Origin of the sequence: Methyloceanibacter sp., from assembly GCF_041573655.1 — a bacterium.
GTDB lineage: Bacteria > Pseudomonadota > Alphaproteobacteria > Rhizobiales > Methyloligellaceae > Methyloceanibacter.
The window spans coordinates 1-10847 of record NZ_JBFFQD010000060.1; the positions used below are offsets into that span (position 1 = coordinate 1).

The window sequence follows — 10847 nt, forward strand, 5'->3', positions numbered from 1 at the left end:
CATCCAAACGTAACGGGCATCCATGGTGAGATTGTAGCCGGTGGTGCCGGCGCAGAATACGACCATGCCGCCGCGCTTCACGATGAAGCAAGAGACCGGGAAGGTCGCCTCGCCCGGATGCTCGAACACGCAGTCGACATTCACGCCCTTGCCGGTAACGTCCCAGATGGCCTTGCCGAACTTGCGGGCTTCTTTGAACCAGGTGTCGTATTCGGGTGTGCCGACCTTCGGCAGCTGGCCCCAGCAGTCGAAGTCCTTGCGGTTAATGACACCCTTGGCGCCGAGCGACATCACGTAGTCGCGCTTGTCGTCTTCGGACACCACGCCGATGGCGTTGGCGCCGGCCGTGGCGCAAAGCTGGATGGCCATGGACCCCAGGCCGCCGGAGGCGCCCCACACCAGCACGTTATGGCCCGGCTTCAGCGTATGCGGCCGATGGCCGAACAGCATGCGATAGGAGGTGGCGAGCGTCAGCGTGTAGCAGGCGGCCTCCTCCCAGGTGAGGTGCTGCGGCCGCGGCAGAAGCTGGCGGTCCTGAACGCGAGCGAACTGCGCGAACGAGCCGTCCGGGGTCTCGTAACCCCAGATGCGCTGAGACGTCGAGAACATCGGATCGCCGCCGTTACATTCCTCGTCGTCGCCGTCGTCCTGGTTACAGTGAATGACGACTTCGTCGCCGACCTTCCAGCGCTTCACCTTGGAGCCCACGGCCCAAACGATGCCCGAGGCATCGGAACCCGCGATGTGATACGGGTTCTTGTGAACGTTGAACATCGAGACCGGCGTACCGAGCGAAGCCCAGACGCCGTTGTAGTTCACGCCCGCGGCCATCACGAGAACCAGCACGTCATGGGAATCGAGCTCCCATGTGGGTACCACCTCGACCTGCATGGCCTGGTCCGGAGGACCCTCACGATCCTGGCGGATCGCCCAGGCGTACATGTTCTTCGGCACGTGACCGAGAGGGGGAATCTCGCCGATCTCGTAGAGATCTTTGACTTCACCCGTCGGTGCGGACGTTTCTGGAGAAACTTCAGCTATCGACATCTCATTCATCCGGTTGGTCCCCCCAGTCCTTTTTCTAAAGGCGCTCTTTTTGCATTGCGGCAATTGTCATCGATCTGTTTCGCAACTGCAACATGTTTGCGGGCTCGTAGACTTAGCCTAAGCCCGCCCCAAAAGCGCCGGGGCTCTCATGGAATTGCCCTATTTTTGGCAGGGCTGCCTCATTCGGTGTGGAGGGTTAGCAAAAAGCGGGGCCTCTGCCCAGGGGTTGATTCATCCCCAGCGACGAAACGCGCATCGGGATCCTTTGCGTCAAAGAGGCCCACTTTGGGCCTTTGAACCCAAGGGCTGGGCGTTTTAGAACCTTTTTAGCCGATATTGCCCAGGCGCATCGGGCATGCTTCGATGCAGCGCACACCAACCTCAGGAAGATCATGAGCGTCAAGACCGAACGCGACAGGCCGTGGATGTTCCGCACCTATGCGGGCCACTCCACCGCCAAGGCCTCCAACGAGCTTTACCGGAAGAACCTGTCCAAGGGGCAGACTGGGCTTTCGATCGCCTTCGATCTGCCCACCCAGACCGGATACGATTCCGACGAGGCGCTGGCGCGGGGCGAGGTCGGCAAGGTGGGCGTGCCCGTCTCGCATCTCGGCGACATGCGGGCCCTGCTCAAGGGCATCCCGTTGGCCGAGATGAATACCTCGATGACGATCAACGCCACGGCCGCCTGGCTGCTGTCGCTCTACGTGTCACTCGCCGACGAGCAGGGCGTCGATCGCACCAAGCTGACCGGCACCGTGCAGAACGACATCATCAAGGAGTATCTGTCGCGCGGCACGTACGTGTTTCCGCCTGATCCTTCGTTGCGGCTCATCAAGGACGTGATCGTCTTTGCAAACCGCGAGCTGCCGAAATGGAACCCGACCAATGTCTGCTCCTATCATTTGCAGGAGGCAGGCGCGACGCCGGCACAGGAACTCGCCTTCGCGCTGGCCACGGCAATCGCCGTCCTCGATGCGGTCAAGGCCTCCGGCGAAGTGCCGGAAGAGAAGTTTCCGCGCGTGGTCGGCGCCATCAGCTTCTTCGTCAATGCAGGCGTTCGCTTCATTACCGAGGTGAGCAAGATGCGCGCCTTCGTCGATCTCTGGGATGAGATCGCGCGCGAACGCTACGGCGTCGAGGAGCCGAAATTCCGGCGCTTCCGCTATGGCGTCCAGGTGAACTCGCTTGGCCTCACCGAGCCGCAGCCCGAGAATAATGTCTACCGCATCCTGCTATCGATGCTGGCGGTGACGCTGTCGAAGAAGGCCCGCGCCCGCGCCGTGCAGTTGCCTGCGTGGAACGAGGCACTCGGCCTGCCGCGCCCCTGGGATCAGCAATGGTCGCTGCGGCTGCAGCAGATCGTCGCCTACGAGACCGACCTCCTGGAATACGCCGACATCTTCGATGGCTCCGAAGTGATCGACCGCAAGGTCGAGGAGTTGAAGGAACAGGCTTGCGCCGAACTCGCCAAACTCGATGCCATGGGCGGCGCCGTGGCGTCCATCGATTACATGAAAGAGTCACTCATCGCTTCGAACGCCGAGCGCATTGCCGACATTGAGCGCGGCGATCAAACACTGGTCGGCGTCAACGCCTATACCGAGACCGAACCGTCGCCGCTCGATTCTGGCGTCGAAGGCATTCTCACCGTGCCGGAGTCCGTGGAGATCGAGCAGATCGCCGCGCTGCAAGCTTGGCGGCAGAAGCGCGATGACGCGAGCGTGCGCGAAACTTTGCGCGAGCTGAAGGATGCGGCCAGCGAAGGCCGCAACATCATGCCCCCGTCGATCGCCGCCGCTAAGGCCGGCGTTACCACCGGCGAATGGGGCGCGGTGCTGCGCGAAGTCTTCGGTGAATATCGCGCGCCCACCGGCATCGGCGCCTCGCACGAGATCGACGAGGCGCGCCTGCAAGACGTACGCGAGCTGGTGAGCCAAGTCTCGGGCAAGCTCGGCCGCACGCTCACCTTCGTCGTCGGCAAGCCCGGCCTCGATGGCCATTCCAATGGTGCCGAGCAGATCGCCGTGCGCGCGGACGATGTCGGCATGAGTGTCGTCTATGACGGCATCCGCCTGACCCCCGATCAAATCGTGGAGCAAGCCAAAGAGGCCAAGGCCCATGTCGTGGGACTTTCCATCCTCTCCGGCTCCCACGTGTCCCTGGTGCGCGACGTTGTGCAGAAGCTGCGCGAGGCGGGTATGGGCGAGGTGCCGGTCGTTGTCGGCGGCATCATTCCGGCCGAAGACGTCAACGTCCTCAAGCAGTGCGGCGCCGCAGCCATCTATACGCCGAAGGATTTCCAGCTCAACGAGATCATGACCGGGATCGTCGATCTGGTGGACCAAAAGGTCGAGGTGCTGGCCGAGGCGGACGTTCCCGTGCCGCCGCTGGAAGCCAAGGAAAAGCTGCACCTTTAGAAATTCCCCGGTTCAGGGGCCATGACAGCGGAGCAACTTTGCCGCTAGAGTCCTGGCAACGCTGATTTTTCTTCTGGCGTCATGCCAAAAGAGGCGCATCAAGGGGGGGACATCATGGACTTCAAACTGAGCACGCCGCGCCGGCAGACCTTTCTCATCTCCGTCATCCTGGCCGCACTCGTGGTGATCGGCATGATCGTACCGCTGCCGATCTTCACCTCGTACGGTCTCGGCTTGCTGCTGATCGCTTACCTGATCCTGCTCGCCGGCGTCCTGATGGACAATGCCTGACGCGCGCTGGCCTGACGCGAGCTAGGCTTGCGCCGGCAGGAACGGCACAAGCGCAGCGTAGAGGGCGCGGCCCTGGATCGGCTTCGTCACGCGCGCATTCAGGCCCGCCTCGACGAGGCCCTGCAGATCCTCAGAGGACCCAGATGCGGTGATGCCGACGATCGGTACGTCCGACGACGGCGCCTGCATGGTGCGGATGCGCTTTGCCATCTGTGAGCCGTCATAGTCCGGCAGCACCGTGTCCATGAGAACGAGATCGTAGGGCCGAGCCGCGAGGCACATTAGCGCCGCCGCGCCATTGTCGGCCGTCTCGTAGGTGAGACCGATCTCGTCAAGATAGGCACCGATCAGCATGCGATTGACGCTGTTGCCCTCGACCAGCAGCACGTGACCCGACAGCGCTCCCTCGCGGGGGGCTTTTGTCTCGGACTGCGGTGCCGGCGTTTCCGGTTTCGGCGCGGCTTCAGCCTTTGCCGCGTCTTGCTCGTCGGCGGCAACAGACTGGAAGGTGAACCAATGAAGCGTGCCCTGCCCGACCGCGCTGGTGCAGCCAAGCCCGCCGCCCATCGCCTCGGCTAGGCGCAGCGCGATTGGCAGCCCAAGAGAGCCGCCCACGCGCGATGTGCCCGAGCACGGCTGAAACAAGTTATCGATTTCCGCTTCGGTGAGGCCGGCGCCCGTATCGGTGATGTCGAACCGCACCGTGAAGGGATGGGCCGCCTCGTTGACGCTGGCATAGAGTCGAATCGAGCCTTCGGTCGTCCGTTGCAGCGCGGCCTCGATCAGGCCCATGAGCACTTGGCGCACCCGGCGCACGTCGCCAACGATGAAGCGTGGACAGTCTGGGGTCATCTCCACCGCGCTGGTCAGGCTCTTGGCGCCCGCGCGCGCTTGCAAAGTCGAAGCTGCATCCTTCACCAGCGCATGCAGGTCGAACGGCTCGAGGGCCACTTCCGCCGCGCCGGTCTCCAGATCTGCGTAGTCCAGAACGTCGTGAAGCGTATCGAACAGCGCCCGCGCCGACTGCGCGAAGGTCTCAATATCGTGCCGCTGGGAAACGCCAGCCGGGCTGGACAGAAGCTGGTTGGCCATGGCGGCCGCCGATTCCATGGGCGCGCGCGCAGGTCCCTGCCCATCAGCGCGAGCAGCCCGGTCTTGGCCGCATCGGCGGCTTCTGCGGCCTCGCGGGCCTTACGCTCCGCGTCGAGCCCGCTCATGAGCCCTTCGATCTTCACATTGGTATTCGCCGGCTGAGCCCGGTTGATTTGCATGATACGCCCCCATTGCTAGGCCTTGTTCGACCCCGTTGTTGAGGCGCATGTTCTCAGACCCGGCTTAAATCCGAGCTAAACTGCGTGGTTTATGAGGTCCTAAGGTGGGAATGCCCTCGTCCGGGCGGATGACTGGCGGAGCCCGGCAGGCCCGCCTGGGAAAGCCGGCAAATAGCCTGCTTCCTCACCGGGGCCAACGTCCCTTGCCGCCAAAGGGTTTCTACTTTAGAATTATCCTAATCTAAAACTGGCCGAATTGGTCAGCGGCGGCCGTGCGATGTGGAGACAATCCGCCCGCGCTGTCATAGAGAAAAGCATGATCGTCTGCTCCTGTTCCATGATTTCAGCCCAGGACATTCACGATGCGGTCTCGGCCCTACGTACCAAGGACCCCTTCGTCGTGCTCACGCCGGGGCTCATCTACAAGACGCTCGGCAAGCAGCCGTCCTGCGGCAGTTGCCTGCCGCTCATCACCAAGCTCATGCTCAGCTACGACGATGAGGGGCCGAGCTCCGCGGCCTCGCTTCCCCATCGGTCACCATTCGATAACAGCCCCACGGCGAACTAGGCGGACACCACAGAACACGTCACAATGAACAGCAAGGTTGAGAGGAGATCACGATGAAGGGCAATCCAACAGTTATCGAGTACCTGAACAAGGCGCTCACCAGCGAACTCACCGCGGTCAATCAGTATTGGCTGCACTACCGTCTGCTCGATGACTGGGGCTACACCAAGCTCGCCCAGAAGGAGCGCGAGGAGTCCATCGAAGAGATGCATCACGCCGACAAGCTGGTGACGCGCATCATCTTCCTCGAGGGCTTCCCCAACATGCAGAAGCTCGATCCCTTGATGATCGGCCAGAACATCAAGGAAATCCTCGAATGCGATCTCAAGGCCGAGTACGGCGCCCGCGCGCTCTACATGGAAGCGCGTGCCGCGTGCCGAAAGGAAGAGGATTATGCGAGCATGGATCTGTTCGAAGAACTGCTGCGCGATGAAGAAGGGCATATCGACTTCATCGAGACGCAACTCGGTCTTCTCAGCGACATCGGTCCGCAAATGTATGGCCAGCTCAACGCCGACTCGGCCAAGGACGTCGCCGACAGCGACTAGGTGCGGGGAGCGGGTTCACACACATGACCTTGCCGGGACTTGATGGGCCGCGCCTGCCGCCGGCCGCGGGCGGCAGCGCACAGCAGCTCGTGGTGTTCCTCCACGGCTATGGCGCCGACGGCAACGACCTGATCGGCTTGGGGCGGGAGTGGGCAAGCCTCCTGCCGCACGCCACGTTCGTCTCGCCCAATGCGCCGGAGCCGTGCGCCATGTCGCCAATGGGCCGGCAGTGGTTCGACCTCTCCATGGGCGACATGTCGATCATCGCCGAGGGCGTGAAGAGCGCCGCACCCGCGCTGAATGCCTTTCTCGACGCCGAGCTCGCCAGGCACGACCTGCCGGCTAGCGCCCTCGCCCTTGTCGGGTTCAGCCAGGGCACCATGATGGCCTTGGCTGTCGGCCTTGCCCGCAACGCCCCGCCCAAGGCCATCGTCGGCTATTCAGGCGCGTTGGCGACGCTCGAGGCCTTACCGGCGCCGGGCCAAGGCCCCGCCATCCTCCTGGTGCACGGCGACAGGGACGAAGTGATTCCGGTCGATGCCATGCACATGGCCCGCGAAGCCCTTAGCCAAGCCGGCCACCCCGTGGAGTGGCATGTTTCACAAGGCATCGGACACGGCATTGACGGGGAGGGATTGCGCCTCGGCGGCAACTTCTTGCGTCAGGCCTTCGCTGATGCGGGCGCAACCACGCCATAGGGGCTCGTGAATGGTAAACCACAGCATGTGGGGCCCTTCACATTCATGACACGTCCTTATAGTATCTCGCGCGACAGACGAGCTGGGAACCCCGAGTGCGACGGGCAGTAACGAGGACCTTTTGGCCTTGAACGTCGCAACAGCATCGGCCGCTCCCGGGACCTATCCCGCACTCGTGCTGAATGCCGATTATCGGCCCCTCTCTTACTACCCTCTATCGCTATGGGGTTGGCAGGACGCGGTGAAGGCCGTGTTCCTCGACCGCGTCAACATCGTCTCCGAGTACGAGCACGCCGTACACTCGCCGTCGTTCGAGATGAAGCTTCCCAGTGTCGTCTCGCTGAAGAGTTACGTGCGCCCGGCGCTCTATCCCGCCTTCACCCGGTTTAACGTGTTCCTGCGCGACCGCTTCACCTGCCAATATTGCGGCGACAGGCAGGAGCTCACCTTCGATCATCTGATCCCCCGCTCCCGGGGCGGGCTCACAAGGTGGGAGAACGTGGTCACGGCCTGCGCGCCGTGCAATCTCGCCAAAGGCGGTGAGATGCCGACCCGCGCCAAGATGTGGCCGGCGCAGAAGCCCTACCGGCCGACGGTGTTCGAATTGCACCGCAACGGGCGGCTGTTCCCGCCGAACTATCTGCACGAAAGCTGGCTCGACTATCTTTACTGGGATACCGAGCTGGAGCCGTAGGCCGAGTGTCTTATTAGTAGCGCGTCGTCAGGTTCGTCAGCCATTGCGGCGAAGCCTCGACCAAGAACGCTTCCAATTTCTTGTCGGCGCCGGTCGCCACCAGCAGTCCCACCGCGACGAGAAGTGCGCCAAGCAGCATCTTGCCGCCTTTGCCAGCTTCTGCGAGACGCCCACGCCAGCGCTGCATGGCCTCGCGCGAGGCAAAGCCCAACACCATGAGCGGCAACGCCGCGCCAACTCCGAACGCAAGCATGGTGAGCGCCACCTGCCCGAGATGCTCACCCTTGGCAGCAAGGATTGACGCCGCACCAAGCGTTGGCCCCACGCACGGCACCCACACCGCACCAAGCAGCAGCCCCAGTCCGAACTGACCCCACAGGCTCGTGGCGTTGAACCCGCCGAAACGGTCGTCGACCCAATTGCCGACGGGACCGGCCGCCACGGCGACTTGCGCTTGTAGGCTCGGCACGAGCAGCACGACCCCGACAGTGATCAGCAGCACTGCCGCGAGCAAACGGAACACATCGGTGTCGAGACCGATGGCAAAGCCGATGGTGGCGACGAACAGCCCGATCGCGGTGAAGGAAACGGCCAGGCCGGCGGCAAGCGCGACTGGCCCAAGGCGATGCTCGGCCTGCGCCGTGCCCAGCACGATGGGCAGCAGCGGCAGCACGCACGGCGACAGGATCGACAGGATGCCGGCGAGAAACGCAAGGCCGAGTGTGCCAATCATTATCGAACGCCTATCGGGGACGCCTAAAGCGTCTTGTCGAGCATCCCCTCAATGGAGAGTTCGTTGGTGGAGCCGACTGAGCGGTCGATCTCTTTGTCGCCCTTGAACACGATCAGCGTGCTCTGGGAGCGCACGTTGAGGGCCCGCAAATCTTCTTTCTGCGCGTCGAAGTCAGCCTTCAGCACGAGGAGATCCTTGTACTTCGGCTGCTTGGTCAGCTTGACGAGGATCGGGTTCTGGGCCCGGCACGTGGGGCACCACGCCGCGAACACGTCGACCAGGATGGGCTTGCCGTCAGCCTGCGCGGCGGCGAGCGCCTCGGGGCTATACGCCTTCCACTCGGCGGCCGTGGCGGGCACCGAACCGACGAGAATGAGGGCAGCTAGCCCAGCAAAAAGGGCACGAATCTCGGTCATTTTGGACCTCCAAGCAGGAATTCTTCCCTGCCGTGATAGCAGTCCCCGCTTGGGCCGCGCCAATCAAGGCGCTTGAAACTTTCGTGAGCGGAGCGCTTAGGCGCGCCGCGTGGCGCCAAACAGGGCGACCAGTGCCAGGGCGGCGGAAACTACGGCGTTCCAGCCGGCGAAGGAGAGCCCGAGAAAATGCCAAGGGGCCTCGTCGCAGCGGATCACCGGCGTATCGACGATGCCGTCGCTGCCCCAGATGAGATCGAACCCGCCGGCGCAAGTGTCGGGCCCCGGCCACCACTTCCACTCCGCGCCCGCGTGGTAGACGCCGAGCCCCGCATTGATGAGGAAGCCAATGGCGATTAGCACCAGCACCAGCCGGGCGAAGCCGAAGGTCTCGCTCCGCGCGGCGAAGAACGCAATGACCGCTGCCAGCACGCCGAAGTAATAGGCGTAGCGCTCTTGCAGACAGAGCGGGCACGGCGCGTAGCCGCCGAACTGCTCGAAGGCGTGGGCCGCCAGGATCGTCAGCAACGCGGCGCCGAAGACAATGGCGCTCACCGCCATCATCTGCCCCGCCAACGTGTCTTTGTCGCTTGCTATACTCACAGCACGTATTTGATGAGCACGAAGCCGCCGATCAACAGCGCCACGAACACAATCGACAGGATGCCGAAATATTTGTCGATGAAGGTTCGGATCGGCGGACCGAACCAGTAGAGCAGCCCCGCCACGACAAAGAAGCGCAAGCCCCGCGCGGCAATGCTCGCGATCATGAACACGAAGAAGTTCAGCTGCGTCACGCCGCTGGCAATGGTGATGACCTTGTACGGAAAGGGCGTGACGCCGGCGATGAATACGATCCATGCGCCGTAGTCGTTATAGCGCGCGGCGAAATCTTGGAACTTCTCGCCATACCCGTAGAAATTGAGGATCGGCTGGCCGACGGTCTCAAATAGAAAGTAGCCGATGAGATAGCCGAAGATGCCGCCGAGCACGGACGCCGCGGTGGCGATCCCGGCGAACAGCCAAGCCTTCCGCCGCTCCGCCAGCACCATAGGGATGAGCATGACATCCGGAGGGATCGGGAAGACCGAGCTCTCGATGAATGACACGCCCGCCAGCGCCCACGGCGCGTTGCGATGAGCGGCGAGCTCCATCATCTTGTCATAGGCCCGCCTAAACATGGCGCTCTGCTTAGCGGGGTGCCGCCCGCTTGTCCATTCGCTGCTGCTGAGAGTTGACCGGGGGCGACGCTTCCCGCATGTTCCCCGGCCTAGCCCCAGTGGCGGAATGGTAGACGCGACAGACTCAAAATCTGTTATCCGTAAGGGTGTGCTGGTTCGAGTCCGGCCTGGGGCACCAGCTTTTCAGCCATTTTTACCCTATCGCGGTCGGCCCGTTAGCCCGCCGCTCCTTTCGGGCTAACGACTGGCTAACAGCCGTCTAACAGGCACCCGGCACCGCCGCCGCCTAGCTCCGGGCTAACAGAAACGGATCGTCCGTAGTCGGATGAAAATTGCTCTGTGTACGGATTACCGCACAAAGCGCAAGCTCTCCATCACGGAACGCGCAACGCGCCTCGGGCCGGTCTCAAGTGACAGTCCCTAGAACAAGAAAGGCCACCAGAACGGAAGGCCGGGGATGTCGTGCTAAAGGCCCCCAGAGCCGGGGAGTGTTCTCCAGGCTCTAGGCATCATGGAAGGTTGCTCCCGCCGCTCCTGGCGCATCCTGGCGAGCCGCTCTGAGCCGGATGCCGATCTTGACCAGCATCAAAGCCGCAACGCATCTCCCAGCAGTCAAATAGCAACGCCGCACTAGGCCTAGTGATCACCCTTCACTCGTCTGATGCGGTTAGAGGGCCTGGTCTGAATGCGGACGCAGGCCGGGCCTAGGCCGCTCAAAGTGCGCTACAATATCTAACGTAAGGCGCAGCCACATGCGGAGGAGCAACTCAATGCGCTATCTCGCACCTTTAGTTCTTGCGGCAGTCATGTCGGTAACAAGCCTACCGAGTGAAGCGGCCCCAGACGAAACCTGCACGAGGATCGTTGCGACTGGCCATCCTGACTATCCGATCATGGCCTTTAAAAGAGGGGACCGCATTAAAGGCGCGGCACCACTTCTCATCGCAGAGATCGCTACTGAACTCAAAGTGCCGTTTGACTCG

The 10847-nt window shown here is 62.7% G+C and carries 13 protein-coding genes and 1 tRNA gene; 8 read left to right on the forward strand and 6 right to left on the reverse strand.

Annotated elements, in window-relative coordinates:
- On the reverse strand, nt 1-1056 hold a 1056-nt coding region (gene ccrA / locus ABY454_RS11010), incomplete at its 3' end, for a crotonyl-CoA carboxylase/reductase (RefSeq protein WP_372930655.1).
- Nucleotides 1057-1439: 383 nt separating this feature from the next.
- Here ccrA and ABY454_RS11015 point away from each other — a divergent pair.
- Entirely contained in the window at nt 1440-3467 is a 2028-nt protein-coding gene (locus ABY454_RS11015; protein WP_372930657.1) for a protein meaA, read from the forward strand.
- A gap of 114 nt (nt 3468-3581) precedes the next feature.
- Nucleotides 3582-3758, forward strand: coding sequence for a hypothetical protein (locus ABY454_RS11020; protein WP_372930659.1), 177 nt, complete (start codon nt 3582-3584; stop codon nt 3756-3758).
- A 21-nt stretch (nt 3759-3779) separates the two neighbouring features.
- Here ABY454_RS11020 and ABY454_RS11025 read toward each other — a convergent pair whose 3' ends face one another.
- The gene (locus ABY454_RS11025) at nt 3780-4868 is read right to left on the reverse strand and encodes a response regulator (RefSeq protein WP_372930661.1); all 1089 of its coding nucleotides are present in this window, start codon (nt 4866-4868) and stop codon (nt 3780-3782) included.
- A gap of 498 nt (nt 4869-5366) precedes the next feature.
- Here ABY454_RS11025 and ABY454_RS11030 point away from each other — a divergent pair, with 498 nt between their 5' ends.
- From ABY454_RS11030 to ABY454_RS11045, 4 genes are all read left to right on the forward strand, one after another.
- A complete protein-coding gene (locus tag ABY454_RS11030) occupies nt 5367-5597 on the forward strand; it encodes a bacterioferritin-associated ferredoxin (protein WP_372930663.1) in 231 nt (76 codons plus the stop codon).
- Nucleotides 5598-5650: 53 nt separating this feature from the next.
- Nucleotides 5651-6145 carry a bacterioferritin gene (gene bfr / locus ABY454_RS11035; RefSeq protein ID WP_372930665.1) on the forward strand — a complete coding sequence of 165 codons (495 nt, stop codon included), beginning with the start codon at nt 5651-5653 and terminating at the stop codon, nt 6143-6145.
- 23 nt (nt 6146-6168) lie between these two features.
- Nucleotides 6169-6843 carry an alpha/beta hydrolase gene (locus tag ABY454_RS11040; protein ID WP_372930666.1) on the forward strand — a complete coding sequence of 225 codons (675 nt, stop codon included), beginning with the start codon at nt 6169-6171 and terminating at the stop codon, nt 6841-6843.
- A 127-nt stretch (nt 6844-6970) separates the two neighbouring features.
- Nucleotides 6971-7537: an HNH endonuclease gene (locus ABY454_RS11045; protein ID WP_372930667.1), complete on the forward strand. Its 567-nt coding sequence runs from the start codon at nt 6971-6973 to the stop codon at nt 7535-7537.
- A 13-nt stretch (nt 7538-7550) separates the two neighbouring features.
- Here the strand turns inward: ABY454_RS11045 and ABY454_RS11050 are convergent, their stop codons facing one another.
- The 4 genes from ABY454_RS11050 to ABY454_RS11065 form a co-directional block, all read right to left on the reverse strand.
- Entirely contained in the window at nt 7551-8270 is a 720-nt protein-coding gene (locus ABY454_RS11050; RefSeq protein WP_372930668.1) for a cytochrome c biogenesis CcdA family protein, read from the reverse strand.
- Between the two features lie 23 nt (nt 8271-8293).
- Nucleotides 8294-8686, reverse strand: a complete 393-nt coding sequence (locus ABY454_RS11055) for a thioredoxin family protein (protein WP_372930669.1) — start codon at nt 8684-8686, stop codon at nt 8294-8296.
- 96 nt (nt 8687-8782) lie between these two features.
- On the reverse strand, nt 8783-9286 hold the full coding sequence (locus tag ABY454_RS11060) for a disulfide bond formation protein B (protein WP_372930670.1): 504 nt from the start codon (nt 9284-9286) through the stop codon (nt 8783-8785).
- Nucleotides 9283-9864 (reverse strand): YqaA family protein, encoded by a 582-nt coding sequence (locus tag ABY454_RS11065; protein ID WP_372930671.1) that lies wholly within the window; start codon nt 9862-9864, stop codon nt 9283-9285. The genes ABY454_RS11060 and ABY454_RS11065 overlap by 4 nt, the downstream gene beginning before the upstream one ends.
- Nucleotides 9865-9956: 92 nt before the next feature.
- Here ABY454_RS11065 and ABY454_RS11070 point away from each other — a divergent pair.
- Nucleotides 9957-10042: transfer RNA gene (locus ABY454_RS11070), tRNA-Leu, on the forward strand.
- A gap of 592 nt (nt 10043-10634) precedes the next feature.
- Nucleotides 10635-10847: hypothetical protein (locus ABY454_RS11075; RefSeq protein WP_372930672.1), on the forward strand; the 213-nt coding region annotated here is incomplete at its 3' end.

What these genes read in the sequence shown, in the direction of transcription:
- ABY454_RS11050 (WP_372930668.1), bottom strand. Translation starts at nt 8,270, where the DNA reads ATGATTGGCACACTCGGCCTTGCGTTTCTCGCCGGCATCCTGTCGATC.
- ABY454_RS11025 (WP_372930661.1), bottom strand. Translation starts at nt 4,868, where the DNA reads ATGGAATCGGCGGCCGCCATGGCCAACCAGCTTCTGTCCAGCCCGGCT.
- ABY454_RS11055 (WP_372930669.1), bottom strand. Translation starts at nt 8,686, where the DNA reads ATGACCGAGATTCGTGCCCTTTTTGCTGGGCTAGCTGCCCTCATTCTC.
- ABY454_RS11030 (WP_372930663.1), top strand. Translation starts at nt 5,367, where the DNA reads ATGATTTCAGCCCAGGACATTCACGATGCGGTCTCGGCCCTACGTACC.
- bfr (WP_372930665.1), top strand. Translation starts at nt 5,651, where the DNA reads ATGAAGGGCAATCCAACAGTTATCGAGTACCTGAACAAGGCGCTCACC.
- ABY454_RS11040 (WP_372930666.1), top strand. Translation starts at nt 6,169, where the DNA reads ATGACCTTGCCGGGACTTGATGGGCCGCGCCTGCCGCCGGCCGCGGGC.
- ABY454_RS11065 (WP_372930671.1), bottom strand. Translation starts at nt 9,864, where the DNA reads ATGTTTAGGCGGGCCTATGACAAGATGATGGAGCTCGCCGCTCATCGC.
- ABY454_RS11020 (WP_372930659.1), top strand. Translation starts at nt 3,582, where the DNA reads ATGGACTTCAAACTGAGCACGCCGCGCCGGCAGACCTTTCTCATCTCC.
- ABY454_RS11015 (WP_372930657.1), top strand. Translation starts at nt 1,440, where the DNA reads ATGAGCGTCAAGACCGAACGCGACAGGCCGTGGATGTTCCGCACCTAT.